Genomic DNA, 14,464 nt, shown 5'->3' on the forward strand with positions numbered 1-14,464 from the left:
CATGCGCTACAGTGCCGGTCATGACAGCCACGGAGACGCTCGCCGATCAGGCGTACCGTCAGGTCCGCACCGCCATCGCCACCGGCGAGCTCGCCCCGGGGCAGAAGGTGACCGAGCGCGGGATGGCCGAGCGCCTCGCGATCAGCCCCACCCCCGTACGGGAAGCCTTGCGCCGTTTGGAACTGGACGGCCTGATCGAAAGGATCGGCCCGCGCACGGTGCTGGTCGCCGCGATCCGCGACGCCGCCATCGACGACCTGGCCGAGGTCGAGGTCGGCCTGCGCGGACTGGTCGCCCGGTTCGCCGCCCGGCACGCCACCCCGGGCCAGCTCGACGCGCTCGACGCCGTGCTCGACCGCGCCGACGACCTGCTCATTCTGGCCAAGGAACGGCGCCGCCAGGGGCAGTCGGCCGATCGTCACCTGTCCGAGCTGCTCGACACGATGCAGGAGTTCAACGACACCGTGAGCGCCTGCGCGCACAATCCGGTGCTCGTGCGCATGCTCGAACAGAGCCGCGTGTTCAGCCGCCCCCACCGCCGCGAGCTCGTGCTGCGCCGGGTGGCCGAGGACGATACGTTCGGGCTGGAGCGCTACACCAGCCACCGGGCCCTGGTTCGCGCCCTGCGCGCCGGCGACTCCGCGGCCGCCGAGAAGCTCGCACTCGAGGACGCGCAGGGCGGACTGGCCGCATTGAGGGAGGCGCCGTGAAAGCACATCGCATCGCTGTCATTCCCGGTGACGGCATCGGCCTGGAAGTCGTGCCGGCCGGCGTCGACGCCCTCCGAGCGACCGCCGACCGCTTCGGCATCGGACTCGAGTTCGACGTCTTCGACTTCGCCAGCGCCGTCCACTGGCAGCGCGAGGGCACGATGCTCCCCGACGGCTGGGAGGAGACGCTGCGCCAGTACGACGCCATCTATTTCGGCGCCGTCGGCTGGCCCGAGATCGTGCCCGACCACATCTCGCTCTGGGGCAGCCTGCTGCAGTTCCGCCGCACCTTCGACCAGTACGTCAACCTGCGCCCCTGCCGGCTCATGCCCGGCGTCCGCAGCCCCCTCGCGGGCCGCGAGCCGGGCGACATCGACTTCGTCGTCGTGCGGGAGAACACCGAGGGCGAGTATTCGAGCATCGGCGGCCGGATCTTCGAGGGCACCGAGCGCGAGACCGTGCTGCAAGAGACGGTGATGACCCGCGTCGGCGTCGACCGTGTGCTGCGGTTCGCCTTCGAGCAGGCCGCCCGCCGCCCCAAGCAGCATCTGACGTCGGCCACCAAGAGCAACGGCATCTCGATCACGATGCCCTATTGGGACGAGCGCGTCGCCGCGATGACAGAGCAATTCCCCGCCGTACGGGTGGACAAGTTCCACATCGACGCGCTGGTGGCCCAATTCGTGCTGCACCCCGACCGGTTCGACGTCGTGGTGGCGAGCAACCTGTTCGGCGACATCCTGTCCGACCTAGGGCCGGCCTGCACCGGCACGCTCGGCATCGCCCCGAGCGCCAACATCAACCCCGACCGCACCCACCCCAGCCTCTTCGAGCCGGTGCACGGGTCCGCCCCCGACATCGCCGGCCGGGGCATCGCCAACCCGGTCGGCCAGATCTGGTGCGGCTCGATGATGCTCGACCACCTGGGCCACCCCGAAGCGGCCGCCCACCTGCTCGGCGCCATCGAGGACGTCCTCGCCCACGGGCCGGAGGAAGCCCCGCTCACCCCCGACCTGCACGGCAAGGGCACGACGATCGAGCTGGGCGAGGCGATCACCACCCGCGTCCGCGAGCGCTGAGCCACCCGGGTCCGCGAGCGCTGAACGACCCGGGTCCGCGAGCGTTGAGCGACCCGCGTCCGCTGAGGCCACGACTCTGATCGACAGCCCGACCACCACCAGGATCAGCGCGAGCAAAATCCGTTCAAAGAGCCCCCCGTATGGCATCAGGTCCGCGATGTGCGAGGCCCCGAACGCGAGGCAGGCCGCCAGCGTGGCCAGCCCCGCCGTCCGCAGGTGCCGGGCCCGGGGCGTCGCCGCCAGCCGGGCCAGCAGCAGCGCGAACACCGGGGGCAGGATCGCCATGATCGCGGCCCCGTAGCGGTGCACGACCGCCGAGACGCCCGGATCGGTGCCCGGCAGGTTCGTCGGGAAGAACGCCACCGCCACCAGCGCCACGCACCACACCGACAGCAGCACGGTCAGCGCTCGCGAGCGCGGCAGCATGCGGCGGGCGCCAGCCATCAGCCCCAACCCGGCCACCGCCAGCCCGCACGTCGCCATCGTAAGCAGGATCGCCCCCGGCACGGTGCGGATCGCATTGCTGACCATCTCGTGCCACGGGTCCACGTCGCCGGCGACCAGAAGGCCGGCCCCGGCGACCGCGGACACCGCCAGGGCGGGCCGCGCAACGCTGGACCAGCCGGCCCCACGACCGGCCGGCCGCACAACGCTGGGCCGGCCGGCCCCACGATCGGCCGGCCGCGCGCGGCGGTGCCGGTCGGTCATGCCGCGACCGCCTCGGGCACCGCCGCCTCCCGCGCCGGACGGATCGCGTACAGCTGCTCGAACGCCGCCACCGTGCGCACCTCGTCGTGCTGCTCGGCCACGGCCCGGGCCCGCCGCCCCAGTTTCTCGGCCAAAGCGGGGTTGCAGAGCAGCGTGACCAGCCGATCGGCCAGCGCGTCGTTGTCGCCGGGCGGGAACAGGTAGCCGGTCTCGTCGTTCACCACCAGGTGCGGCAGCGCCGCGGCGTCGGCCCCCACGACCGGGCGCCCGCTCGCCATCGCCTCCAGCGTGACCAGGCTCTGCAGCTCGGCGGTGCCGGCGTTGACGAAGACCGTCGTGGCGGCGTACGCGGAAGGCAGGTCCGAGTCGGCCACGAACCCGGTGAACGTCACGTGCTCGCTGACGCCGCGCTCGGCGGCCAGCAGGGTGAGCGATCGCCGCTCGGCGCCGGCCCCGACGATCAGCAGGTGCGCGTCGAGGCTGCGGCGCACGGCCGCGAAGGCGCGGATCACGACGTCGAGGTTCTTCTCGGCGTCGAGGCGGCCGACGTACGTGATGGTGGGCTTGTGCGGAACGCCGTAGCGCAGCCGGAACTCGCCCGCCGTGGCCTGCTCGCGGAACCGGGTCAGGTCGATGCCGTTGGACAGCGGGAGCACCGGACCGGGCACCCCGGCCACGGTGGCCAGCGCGGCGGCGTACGGGGTCGGGGCCGTGACCACGTCGGCCTTGGTGAACACGCGGGCCGCGTCCCGCCACGCCCATTCGTGCACCACGCCGCGGCCGCCGGCGCCGATCGGCAGGTAGTGCGTCAGGTTCTCGGGCATGAAGTGGTTGGTCGCGATGACCAGCACGCCCCGCTCGTTCGCCGCGTCGATCAGGGCCCGGCACAGCGGGAAGTGGCTCTGCACGTGCACGACGTCCGGCTTGACCTCGTCGAGGATGCGGCGCGCCTCGGCCCGCAGCCCGACCGGCGGGCAGAACCGGAAGCCCGGGTGCCCGGGGACGGCAAGCGACCGGACCCGATGCTCGACGATGCCCTCGCGGGTCATGCCGGTGAAGCTGCGGGCGCGGGTCGAGGGCGCGGCCACGTGCACCTCGTGGCGGGCGCTGAGCGCGACGGCCAGGCGCTGGGCGAAGTACGACGCTCCGTTGACGTGGGGCGCGTAGGTGTCGGCGCCGATGAGGATGCGCATGATGTGGTGCCTTCCTGGAGTGGTTTTCCGTTGCCGAGAACGATCCGGGGAAGGCTCCGCACCCGGCGTCCGTCCGCGGAGCCGTTCCGGGTAGCTCCGTGGTAGGGGGTCGGATGGCTCGCGGGCGGGACGCCAATCGCAAGATCAAGTAGGTACGGTCGCAAGGTGGACGTGACGCGGGCGGAACCCGTACGGCGGATGTGGGTGCTCGTCGTGGGCGCCGCCGCCGGTTTCCTGCTGGTCGTCACCTCGCTGCTGATGACGTCGATCTACGACGTGCCGCTGCTGGTCTCGTACGCCGCGGCCACCGCCCAATGCGTGGCCCTGCCGCTCGCCTTGCGACAGACCTGGCTCGCCCTCGCGCTGCAGCTGGCCGGCGTCGCCCTGTTCGCCTGGGTGCAACCACCCTCCGACGGGCTGTGGCCGCTGCCGTTGCCGGTGATGCTGCTGCTGGTCGCGCACATCGGCCTGATCGGGGCGACCCGGCCCTGGCGCGACGCCGTGGTGGCCTGGTGGGTCAGCGCGCTGGGCGCCATCGCGCTCACGCTGGCCGACCCCCGCGGCCGCGAGCTCGAGGACGGCGACGTTTCCCTGACCCTGTACGCCACCACGTCCGTGCTGGTGCTGTTCGGCATGATCGCGTGGAGCCAGCGGGAGGCCGCGCGGCGCCAGCTGGCCGAGGCCCAGCGGGACGTCGAGCTCGAGCAGGCGCAGCGGGCCCTGGTCGAGGAGCGCAACCGGATCGCCCGCGAGCTGCACGACGTGGTGGCTCACAGCATGTCGGTCATCCACATGCAGGCCACCTCGGCGGCGTACCGGATCAAGAACCTGCACCCGGAGGCGCGCGAGGAGTTCGGCCGCATCGCCGGCGGCACCCGGGGCGCGCTGCGCGAGATGCGGCAGCTGCTGGCCCTGCTGCGCGACGAGGACGCCGAACGCGAGCTGCGCCCGATGCCCGACCTGGAACACCTCGAGGAGCTGGCCGGTTCGGCCCGGCACGGCGGCATCTCGGTCGAGCTGCACGTGGCGGACGACCTGAAAGCGGCCGACCTGCCCGATACGGTGGGGCTGGCCGCGTACCGGATCGTGCAGGAATCGCTGAGCAACGTCGTGCGGCACGCCCCAGGAGCGTCGGCCCGCGTGCTGGTGACGGCCGACGAGGGCACACTCAAGGTCGTCGTCGAGAACGACCGGCCCACCCAGCCGCCGCGGCCGATCGAGGACGGCCACGGCGCGAGCCACGGCCTGGTCGGCATGCGGGAAAGGGCCCGGCTGGCCGGCGGTTCGGTGACCACCGGCCCACGTCCCGAGGGCGGCTACCGAGTCGTCGCGGAGTTTCCGATGGAGGAAGGCACTTCATGATCCGGGTTCTCGTCGTCGACGACCAGCCGATGATCCGCGCGGGGATCCACGCGATCCTCGACTCGCAGCCCGACCTGTCGGTGGTCGGCGAGGCCGAGAACGGGCGGGTGGCGATCGAGCGCACCCGCAGCCTGCGGCCCGACGTGGTGCTGATGGACGTGCGCATGCCCGAGCTGGACGGGCTGGCCGCCACCCGCGAGATCCTCGGCGCGGGCGGGGACACCCCGCGGGTGCTGATGCTGACCACGTTCGACATCGACGACTACGTCTACGAGGCGCTGCGGGCCGGCGCCAGCGGGTTCCTGCTCAAGGACAGCGATCCCGAGGAGCTGATGCGGGCCGTGCGGGTCGTGGCGGGCAGCGAGGCCCTGCTGTCCCCGCGGATCACCCGCCGGCTGATCGAGAACTTCGTCGAGACCCAGCCCACGGCCCCCACGACGGCGCTCAACGCGCTGACCGACCGGGAACGCGAGGTGCTGCGGCACGTGGCGATGGGCATGTCCAACGCCGAGATCGCCAAGGAGCTGTTCATCGCCGAGCAGACCATCAAGACCCACGTGAGCCGCATCCTGCACAAGCTCAAGCTGCGCGACCGCGTGCACGCTGTGGTCTTCGGCTACGAGAACGGGCTGGTCAGCCCGGGCCGCCGCTGAGGGGCGAGAACGCTGTGGTCAGCCCAGACCGCCGTTGACCGGTTCGGCCACGCAGTGGGCGTCGGCCCGGTCGACCACCATGTCCTCGGGCGACGGATAGCGCCGATGCAGGGCCGCCAAGGCGTGCTCGTACGCCAGCGGGCTGTACGGCGTGTCCCGCATGCGCGTGACCGAGGCACGCACGGCCGCGGCGAACTCCTCCGGCCAGCGCACCCGGTGCAGCGCCTTGACGACGTTGGTGTCCCGGTCGACCAGCACGATCTGCACCACTGCGTCGTCGTCGACGCTGGGCAGGCCCTCGTCCGGCTCGAACAGATGCGGGGTGTAGGTCGCCTCGGACCACGAGAGCACCGGGCCCAGCCGATAGAGCAGCACGCCCGCGTGCTCGCTGTCGACCCACGCGAACTGGGTCGGCGCGGCCGCGACGGCCTGCACCTCCAGCTCGTGCGGGTGGCTCAGGAAGAGCATCAGCTGCACGGGCTCACCGGCGAACATCGTCAGCGCCGCCCCCTCGGGCCACGCGACATCCGGATCGAGCTGGCTACCCACCTCGACGATCAAGTGCACGAGGTCAGACTATCGGCGAACCGGGCATTCGGGGCGCGGATGGCCGGGGCGCCGATCTTTAAGTTTTCCTCGGAAAGGGTGCGACGGGGAGCGAGGGGGCGCAGAGTCGCGTGCGGCGTTCCCACCGGCGCGCTGTTCGTCGATGTGAAGGACCGCACGGCCCCGACGACCACAGCGCCCACGACAGCCCTCACTACAGTGGCTCCCACGACGGTTCCACCGCCGACCACCCCGCCCACGACGCCGCCGACCACCCCGCCCGCCGGAGACTCCGTGATCGATCAGGCGCTGGCCCACATCAACGCCGCCCGCGGCGCGAACAACCTGACCCCGTACGTGCTCGACGCGAACCTGACCCGGGCGGCCGAGGCGCACACCGCGCTGATGGCCGGCGGCTGTGGCCTCTCGCACCAGTGCCCGGGCGAGCAGGGGCTGGGCGAGCGCTTCACCGCGGCCGGCGTCCGGTGGAACGCGGCGGGCGAGAACGTCGGGCAGGGCAACGCCTCGAACAGCGCGGCCTCGATCCTGGCCGCCGCGAACGGGCTGACCGACCTCATGCTGGCCGAGACGCCGCCCGGCGACGGCCACCGCAAGAACCTGCTCAACCCCGGCTTCACCCGGATCGGCCTGGCCGTTACCCGCGGCGGCGACGGCCGGGTCTGGCTGACTCAGGACTTCGCGAACTAAAGGCTCGGGACTTCGCGAACGAAAGGCTCAGGACTTCGCGAACTGAGGCTTCAATGCGGCGATGGGTGCGGGGCGGCCGATGTGGTAGCCCTGCGCCTGGTCGCAGCCCCATTCGCGCAGCGTGTCCAGGGTCTCGGCGTCCTCCACGCCCTCGGCCACGACCGTGATGCCCAGGTCGTGCGCGAGGTCGATCGTCGAGCGGACGATCGCGGCCGACCGGGGCGCGGTCAGCATGTCGGCGATGAACGAGCGGTCCAGCTTGAGCTCGGCCGCGGTGTGCAGGCGGCGCAGGTAGGACAGCGTCGAGTGGTGGGTGCCGTAGTCGTCGATCGAGACGCGGACGCCCATCGAGGTGAGCCGGTCGAGCACCCGGTCGGTGGTGGCCCAGTCGGTCAGCATCATCGTCTCGGTGATCTCGACGGTGAGCGCCTTGGCCGGCAGGTCGTGCGCGTCGAGCAGGTCGAGGATCTGCTGCGGGAAGCACTCGAAGCGCAGGTCGGTGGCGGAGGCGTTGACCGCCACGGACACCCGGTTGCCCTCGGCGTGCCACCGGGCGCACTCGCGGATCGCCTGCGACAGCACGTTCTGGGTGAGCGCCGACATCAGGCCGTTCTGCTCGGCGATCGGCAGGAACACGTCAGGCATGAGCAGCCCCCGCTCGGGGTGCTGCCACCGCACCAGGGCCTCGAAACCCCTGATGACCCCCGTACGCAGGTCGAGCTTGGGCTGGTAGTGCAGGATCATCGCCGCGGTGGCCACGTCGCGCCTCAGCGCCGTGGTCAGCTCGAGGCGCAGCCGCGACTCCTGGTCGTCGTTGCGGCGATAGACGACGTGCCCGCCGCCGGCCCGCTTGGCGTTGTACATGGCGATGTCGGCGTGCTGGAACAGCGAGTCGGCGTCCTCCCCGCCGTCGTGGGCGATGCCGATGCTGACGTCGATGGTGATCTGCACGCCGTCGATCAGGAACGGCTTGAGCAGTTCGGCCCGGATCCGGGCGGCCAGCCGGTCGGCCTCGTCGGCGGTGAGCGACTCGCCCGACATGACCAGCACGAACTCGTCGCCGCCGAGCCGGCCGAGCAGGTCGGACTGCCGGGTCACCTGCTTGAGCCGGCCCGAGGCGAGCTGCAGCAGCTGATCGCCCGCCGGATGCCCGTACGAGTCGTTGACCTCCTTGAACTTGTCGAGGTCGAGCAGGAGCATGGCGATCGGGCGGGGTCGCGTACGGGAGAGCAGTTGATCGATGTGCTCGTGGACGGCGCGGCGGTTGGCCAGGCCGGTCAGCGGGTCGCGGCGGGCCTCGCTGTGGCGTTCGCGGCCGATCGACTCGAGCTCGCGCAGCGCCTCGAAGACGCGCCCGACGACGAGCACGAGCGTGGCCCCGGCCAGGGCCACCGTGAGCGACGACAGGCGGACGCGGGTGGCCACGGTCAGGAGCACCAGTGCGCCGACCGCGAACGAGATCGGCACGGCCATCCGAGCCGGCGAGGCCCGTACGGCCGTAGGGGTGTCGAGCCGGTGCCAGGCCGAGATGCCGATCAGGGTGAGCCCGGTCAGGTAGAGCAGGTTGGCGGCGCCGCCGGACGAGTAGAGGCCCTTGGCCGAGAGCACGACGTAGCTGGTGTCGGCGACCACGAACATGGCGACGCCGGCGATCAGCACGGGGTTGCGCCGCGCGGCCGCCTGCCCCGCGGTCACCTGACACACCAGGGTCCCCAGCAGCAACGAGTCGCCGAGCGGGTAGCACAGGGTCACGAACTGGGCGAGTCCTGACCCGCTCAAGCTGCCGAGCAGAATGTCGACCACCAGGACCGAGAACAGCGCGGCCCCACCCAGCCCGGCGATCGCCCCGTCCAGCAGGAGCCGCCGCGACGGCCAGCGGCGACCGAAGAAACCCAGAATCCCGCAGTACGCGAGGGGATAGAAACTCAGCCATCCCGCGTCGGCGAGCGACGGATACGGCAGCACGTCACCTTGCCACTGCTCGCTCCACGTGTACGCCGTCGCGGCCGTGTAGAAGCACAGCCCGGCGCCGATCAGCGCCCACACGACCCGGTGCGGGCGCACGAGCACGGCCCGCGCCACCACGAGCGCAGTCGCGCACAGGTAGACACCGTTCAGCGTCACCGCCTCGGCCCACAGCGGCACGTCGCCCAGCGGTTGCAGGCCCGCGAACAGGACGGTGAGCACGACCGCGCCCACGCGGAGGGCGAAGATCACCCGCATGCCTGCCCAGTCGGCGCTTTCCCGGGCGGGCTTAGCAGAAGCGCGGCAGGTGCTTGATCAACTGGGCGTGCCACGCGGGCCAGTCGTGGGGCGTGTCCGTTCCCCACATGTCGAGCTCGTGGCGGATGCCCTTGTCGCGCAGCAGCGCGGCCAGGCGCGGCGTCGAGGCCAGGGCGCCCGTCGTGTCCTCCCATTGACCTTGACCGCAGACGAGCAGGATCGACAGCTGTTCGCGCAGCCAGTCGAGGTGGTCGCCGTGCAGGTGGGCCACGTAGTCGGTGGGGTTGTTGAAGTAGACGGCGTCGCCCCGCTCGCCCCAGGCGTTCCACGTACCGGGGTCGTAGTTGCCCGAGAAGCACAGCGCCAGCGGGAACAGGTCGGCGCGGCGGAACGCGAAGTTGAGGGCGTGATAGGCGCCCAGCGAGCACCCGGCCGTCGCGATCTCGGCCGCGTGGCCGCTGTCGGCCCTGATGTGCGGGACGACCTGGTCGAGGATCCACGACTCGTACGCGGCGTGGTTGCGCGCCCGTTCCTCGAGCGGCAGGTGATGGGCCGACCAGGTGCCCGCGTCGAACGAGTCGACGCAGTACAGCTTCACCCGGCCGGCCTCGATCAGGCTGTCGACCTCGCCCACCATCCCGTTGTTCGCCCACTCCCAGGCGTCGCCCTTCTCGGTCGGGAAGACCAGCAGCGGCCTTCCCCAATGCCCGTAGACGGCGACGGTGCCATGGTCAAGGTGAACCGAGTAGTGGCGCATGAACGATCAGTCTGCCGTCATCGGCGCCCGCTTAGAAGTCGTCGGCGGTACGGATCCGGTCGCGGATCCAGACACCGGCCTCCTTCAGGCGGGCCGTGCCCGAGTAGGACCCGGCGTTGCAGGTGCCCTGGGTGAAGACCGCGCCGGAACGCATGTCGTCGGAGTAGTTCCAGTTGACCCAGCTGACCTTGTGCTGCTGCATCAGGTCGAGGTAGCGCTGGGCCATGGCGAAGTTGTTGCCACCGTCGCCCGAGGCCTGCTGGGTGCCGAACTCGGTGACGAACATGGGCAGCTTGGCGATCGCGTCCCGGAACGTGTTCAGGTAGTAGTCGTCGTGCGAGGCCGCGTAGAAGTGGAACGTGTACATGATGTTCGTGGCGTTGACCGGGCTGGCCTGGATGCGCGCCACGCCCTGACCGTCGCCCGAGGCGCCCAGCGACGACCAGTCCTCGGTGCCGACCAGCACCACGCCGTCCGGGTCCTGCGCCCGGATGACCGGGATGAGCTGATCCGCGTACGACTTGATGGCCGACCAGTGCACCTCGCTCGGCTCGTTCGCGATCTCGTACAGGATGTTGGTCTTGTCCTTGTGCCGCGACGCGATCTGCTGGAAGAACGTCTTGGCCCGGGCCAGGTTGAAGTTGGGGTCGCCCGGCGAGAGCATGTGCCAGTCGACGATCGCGTACAGGCCGCGGGCGGTGGCCTTCTCGATGAGGTCGTTGACCTTGGCCGTGTAGCCGGCCGGGTCGGTCTCGTAGCCACCCTCCTGGATGTACATCGAGATCCGCAGGACGTCGGCGTTCCACTCGTTGGCCAAGACGTTGAGCGAGGCGTCGTTGACGCAGTTCGCATACCACTGCAGGCCGTGCGTGCTCATGCCGCGCAGCTGGATGGCCTTGCCCTGCGCGTTGCACAGTTGCCGGCCGCAGACCTTGAGCTGACCGTTCTTGGCCACCGGGGTGGTCCCGGATGGCGTTGTCGGTGGCGTCACTGTTCCATTACAGGACACTCCGTTGAGCAAGCAACCGGTCGGAGCGCCCGAACCGGTGCCGACGAAGCCGAACTTGACCGACTGGCCGGCCGCGATCCGGCCGTTGTACTCGCGGTTGGTGAACGTGTAACGCTGCCCGCTCGTGGTGAGCAGCGCGTCCCAGTACGAGCCGGCGCTCGTGCCGGACGGCAACGAGAACTCGACTTTCCAGCTGTTCAGCGCGGTGCTGCCGCCGTTGGTGATCGTGTATTCGCCCTGCCAGCCGGATCCCCAGTCGGAGACCTTGGCGAACGTGGCGGTGGTGGCGGCAGCGCTGGCCGGGGTGACGGCATAGAGGGCCATGCCCGCGGCGACGACCGCGGTGGCGACGGACAGGAACAGTCTTCTGGAGCGGCGCATTGACGTCCTCCACTGGGGATATCGGGGGAGGACGATTATTAGTTAGTTTTACTATCCGTGTCCAGTCTTGATGACCATCAATGTCGTGGGGATCAGAATCGGCAGGTTGATCAGCAGGTGAAGCAGCATCGCGGCGGGCAGATTGCGGCGGCAGAGGGCGATGGCAGCGAGCGCCAAGGTGCCGGGAAGTTGGTGCAGCAACCAGGACGGCCCGAAGAAGACCACGTGGGGGATCGCGAAGACGACCACGCTCAGGGCAGCGCCGATCAATCGTGATCGGAGGGCGGTGCCGAGCCGCTCGGCCAGGAAGCCGCGATAGATGACCTCCTCGGTCACGGCGGCGGTGACGATCAGGGCGCTGACACCCAGGATGCCGAGGCTGGTGATCGTGTCGATGCCGTCGTTGTCGTCCTGCGGGGCGAGCAGGCTCATGACCCACGACCAGGTCATGACGATCCCGAACGCGTAGAGGACCCACTCCAGATCCTTTTTCGACGGCCGGCGCAGCAGCAGGGAGCCGAGGCCTTTCCGCTCGACGCCGAGAACGATTGCCACCAGGGCGAGGGCGGCCAGCCACTTCCACGGGTCGCCGGCCAGCGGTCCGGGCAACGCGTCGACCGGCGGCCCGCGAAACGAGATCACGAACGCGCCCAGGACCAGACTCACGTACAGCCGCATGGCGACTAGAGTACGTACTCTAGAGTGGCTACTCTAGTGGCCATGACGAACCCCCGGCGGGCCGCGATCGTGTCGGCCGCCTACCGGTGCATGGCGCGCAACGGCTACGAGCGCACGAGCACCGCCCAGATCTGCCGCGAGGCCGGCGTCTCGTCGGGCACGTTCTTCCATCACTTCCCGACCAAGGCCGCAGTGCTCGTCGCCGTCCTCGAGGACGCGTTCGCCCAGACCCGAGCGGCGTTCGACCACATCCGTACGGTCGGAGAGTCGGACGCCCTGGCCGCGCTCGCCGTGTGGCGCGACCACGTCCTCTCCGAGGCAGCCGACGAGGACCTGGCCGGCTTCGTCTCGGTGCTCGGCAGCGTCCCCGGCAACCCCTCGGTCACGGCGTTGCTCTCAGCGGAGGCCACACTGACCCACGACGTGCTCACGTCGGTCATCGGAGCCGGTCAGGGACAGGGGGTCGTGCGGGCCGACTGGACGCCCGATCGGCTGGCCACGTGGCTGGGAATCGTCGCCGACGGGGTGCTCAGCCACGCCGTGGAGGGCCGAGCCGTGTCGGCGGCCGAGCTTGCCGACGTGACTACCCGGCTAGTTGGGCCATAGCTCGGGGTCGGCCCAGGCGCCGGTGATGGCCACGTCGGCGTTCTGACCGCGGAGCCGGGCGAAGCGCAGAGCCAACCGTTGCAGCCGTACGGTCATCGGGATCTGGTCGAGCAGCGGCGACCCGGTCCTGACCTTGCTGGTCCACGTTGTCACCGCCATGCGTTCCAGGCGGGCGGCGTGGCGGATGCCGTTGGTGAGTTCGTCCGGTTGCAGGACGAGGAGCGTGTCGGCCGACGTGTACGGAACGGCGCCGCCGTGCAGCAACCGATCGGGATCGAAGCCCTCGCAGAGAATTCGCGCGCCCTCGCGGATCTTCAGCGCGCCCTCGCGGGCCGTGACCGACCATGGTCCCGGCCCGACGATTGCCATGGCCCGCGCCGGCATCGGCACGTCATTGTCTTCGGCATCAAGGGCTGCGGCGACTGTCTGGATGGATTCGGCGGTGGCCCCGGCCAGCTGCGCCAGAACGACCAAAGCGGCCGTGTAGCTGACCGTATACGTTTCTGAAGTCTCGGCGATCGGCGTCCGCACGGCCTCTGGCCAGTCCACGTCAGGGCCGGTGATCGATACGAGCGGGACTCCGGCCTCCAGAAGCAGAGAGCGACTGCGCCGCGCGTACTCGGTATGACCGGTGTGCGTGATCACGACGGCCGCGTCACCGTCCCGCAGGAGTTCGCGCTCGAACCCGTTGGAAGCGATCCACCGCGCGTCGACGCCCGTACGAGTCAGTTCCGCGGCGCCCAGTTCCGCCGCGTGCAGGCTCGTTCCGGTGCCGATCAGCCAGACCCGCCGTGCTCCGGCCAGCCGAGCTCGCGCCTCCGTGGCCGCCCCCGACACGGCCAGCCCCTCGATCACCTCGGGCTGCGCGGCGATCATCCGCTCGAGCTGCGTGGTCACGAGATCGCCGGGGTGGGGGAGGACGGGGCCGACCAGCTGGCCAGCATGCGCAGGCGGTCCTCGTCGGGCGAGCCGGGTTCGGCTGTGCACAGGGTCGTCATCTGTGCCTCCTGCACCGAGATCGGCAGCAGCATCGAGTGGTACGCCAGCGTGAGCGGCCCGGCGAACGGGTGCCGGAACAGCTTCGTGCCGCGGTTGTGGATGACGATGTGGTGCTTCGCCCAGCGGGCGCGGAACTCGGCGCTGGCGTCGGACAACTCCGCCACCAGGCCGTGCAGGACGTCGTCGCAGTGGGCGCGGCCGGCCTCCGTACGCAGGAGCCCGACCAGCACGTCGGCCGTCACGTCCCAGTCGCCGTAGAAGTCGCGGGCGCTCGGGCAGAGGAAGTGGTAGCGGGCGAGGTTGGGGTGGTTGGGCTCGCCGCTCGCCGGGCTGTCGAACATGGGGGAGTAGAGCGCGCGGCCGAGCGGGTTGATCGCGAGCACATCGAGGCGCCGATTGGTCACCGTGGCGCTGGAGAGGGTCATGCTGTCGAGCAGCCATTGCACGGTCGGCGGCAGCTCCACGTCGGCCGCGGCCACGCTCCGGCAGTCCTGGCTGGTGCCGTCCGGCGTCTCGGCGCGGGCCGCGCGGGCCAGGTCGAAGAGGTACAGCCGTTCCTCGTCGTCGAGGCGCAGCGTCCGGGCGACCGCGTCGAGCACGTCGTACGAGACGTCGCGGATGTGGCCCTTCTCGAGCCGGGTGTACCACTCCGTGCTCACCCCGGCCAGCACGGCGACCTCCTCGCGGCGCAGGCCGGGCACCCGCCGCCGGCCACTGGTGGGCAGCCCGGCTTGGGCGGGAGTGACGCGGGCGCGGCGGCTGATCAGGAAGTCACGGACGGCGGCGCGGTTGTTCACGCCGACCACCGTACGTCGAGATCGACGCGGTAAGGGGGTGGCGTCTCTCCCCCCG

The 14,464-nt window shown here is 70.6% G+C and carries 14 protein-coding genes and 1 pseudogene; 6 read left to right on the forward strand and 9 right to left on the reverse strand.

What is annotated here, in order from left to right; all coding sequences use genetic code 11:
• Positions 1-20 precede the first annotated feature (20 nt).
• Together JKJ07_RS24385 and JKJ07_RS24390 are read left to right on the forward strand one after the other, a co-directional pair.
• Positions 21-710: a GntR family transcriptional regulator gene (locus JKJ07_RS24385; protein WP_202994064.1), complete on the forward strand. Its 690-nt coding sequence runs from the start codon at positions 21-23 to the stop codon at positions 708-710.
• The gene (locus JKJ07_RS24390; RefSeq protein WP_202994065.1) at positions 707-1,789 is read left to right on the forward strand and encodes a tartrate dehydrogenase; all 1,083 of its coding nucleotides are present in this window, start codon (positions 707-709) and stop codon (positions 1,787-1,789) included. The genes JKJ07_RS24385 and JKJ07_RS24390 overlap by 4 nt, the downstream gene beginning before the upstream one ends.
• Positions 1,790-1,888: 99 nt before the next feature.
• On the opposite strand, the pseudogene JKJ07_RS52265 reads toward JKJ07_RS24390, so the two are convergent.
• Positions 1,889-2,497: pseudogene (locus tag JKJ07_RS52265) on the reverse strand (DUF998 domain-containing protein); the annotation flags it as partial.
• Positions 2,494-3,690 carry a glycosyltransferase gene (locus tag JKJ07_RS24395; RefSeq protein ID WP_202994066.1) on the reverse strand — a complete coding sequence of 399 codons (1,197 nt, stop codon included), beginning with the start codon at positions 3,688-3,690 and terminating at the stop codon, positions 2,494-2,496. The gene JKJ07_RS24395 and the pseudogene JKJ07_RS52265, both read right to left, overlap by 4 nt.
• Before the next feature lie 165 nt (positions 3,691-3,855).
• Between JKJ07_RS24395 and JKJ07_RS51815 the strand changes: the two genes are divergently transcribed.
• Both JKJ07_RS51815 and JKJ07_RS24405 read left to right on the forward strand, forming a co-directional pair.
• Positions 3,856-5,052, forward strand: a complete 1,197-nt coding sequence (locus JKJ07_RS51815) for a sensor histidine kinase (RefSeq protein WP_202994067.1) — start codon at positions 3,856-3,858, stop codon at positions 5,050-5,052.
• Positions 5,049-5,705 (forward strand): response regulator, encoded by a 657-nt coding sequence (locus JKJ07_RS24405; RefSeq protein WP_202994068.1) that lies wholly within the window; start codon positions 5,049-5,051, stop codon positions 5,703-5,705. Before JKJ07_RS51815 ends, JKJ07_RS24405 begins: the two co-directional genes overlap by 4 nt.
• A gap of 18 nt (positions 5,706-5,723) precedes the next feature.
• Here the strand turns inward: JKJ07_RS24405 and JKJ07_RS24410 are convergent, their stop codons facing one another.
• Positions 5,724-6,272 (reverse strand): hypothetical protein, encoded by a 549-nt coding sequence (locus tag JKJ07_RS24410; RefSeq protein WP_307834384.1) that lies wholly within the window; start codon positions 6,270-6,272, stop codon positions 5,724-5,726.
• Between the two features lie 273 nt (positions 6,273-6,545).
• Here JKJ07_RS24410 and JKJ07_RS51820 point away from each other — a divergent pair, with 273 nt between their 5' ends.
• The gene (locus JKJ07_RS51820; protein WP_307834385.1) at positions 6,546-6,959 is read left to right on the forward strand and encodes a CAP domain-containing protein; all 414 of its coding nucleotides are present in this window, start codon (positions 6,546-6,548) and stop codon (positions 6,957-6,959) included.
• A 27-nt stretch (positions 6,960-6,986) separates the two neighbouring features.
• Here JKJ07_RS51820 and JKJ07_RS24420 read toward each other — a convergent pair whose 3' ends face one another.
• The 4 genes from JKJ07_RS24420 to JKJ07_RS24435 are packed head-to-tail and all read right to left on the reverse strand — an operon-like array spanning position 6,987 to position 12,007.
• Positions 6,987-9,182, reverse strand: a complete 2,196-nt coding sequence (locus JKJ07_RS24420; RefSeq protein WP_202994070.1) for a putative bifunctional diguanylate cyclase/phosphodiesterase — start codon at positions 9,180-9,182, stop codon at positions 6,987-6,989.
• Positions 9,183-9,213: 31 nt separating this feature from the next.
• A complete protein-coding gene (locus JKJ07_RS24425) occupies positions 9,214-9,939 on the reverse strand; it encodes an esterase family protein (RefSeq protein WP_202994071.1) in 726 nt (241 codons plus the stop codon).
• Positions 9,940-9,970: 31 nt separating this feature from the next.
• Positions 9,971-11,329 carry a cellulase family glycosylhydrolase gene (locus JKJ07_RS24430; protein WP_202994072.1) on the reverse strand — a complete coding sequence of 453 codons (1,359 nt, stop codon included), beginning with the start codon at positions 11,327-11,329 and terminating at the stop codon, positions 9,971-9,973.
• A gap of 51 nt (positions 11,330-11,380) precedes the next feature.
• Entirely contained in the window at positions 11,381-12,007 is a 627-nt protein-coding gene (locus JKJ07_RS24435) for a CPBP family intramembrane glutamic endopeptidase (protein WP_202994073.1), read from the reverse strand.
• A 42-nt stretch (positions 12,008-12,049) separates the two neighbouring features.
• On the opposite strand from JKJ07_RS24435, the gene JKJ07_RS24440 reads away from it, so the two are divergent.
• The gene (locus JKJ07_RS24440) at positions 12,050-12,613 is read left to right on the forward strand and encodes a TetR/AcrR family transcriptional regulator (RefSeq protein ID WP_202994074.1); all 564 of its coding nucleotides are present in this window, start codon (positions 12,050-12,052) and stop codon (positions 12,611-12,613) included.
• Here JKJ07_RS24440 and JKJ07_RS24445 read toward each other — a convergent pair.
• Positions 12,599-13,468 carry an SIS domain-containing protein gene (locus JKJ07_RS24445; protein ID WP_202994075.1) on the reverse strand — a complete coding sequence of 290 codons (870 nt, stop codon included), beginning with the start codon at positions 13,466-13,468 and terminating at the stop codon, positions 12,599-12,601. The two genes, JKJ07_RS24440 and JKJ07_RS24445, sit on opposite strands and share 15 nt — an antisense overlap.
• Positions 13,469-13,506: 38 nt before the next feature.
• Entirely contained in the window at positions 13,507-14,409 is a 903-nt protein-coding gene (locus JKJ07_RS24450) for a helix-turn-helix transcriptional regulator (RefSeq protein ID WP_202994076.1), read from the reverse strand.
• Positions 14,410-14,464: the final 55 nt, after the last annotated feature.

It is taken from the genome of Paractinoplanes lichenicola, assembly GCF_016785085.1.
GTDB classification, from domain to species: Bacteria; Actinomycetota; Actinomycetes; order Mycobacteriales; family Micromonosporaceae; genus Actinoplanes; species Actinoplanes lichenicola.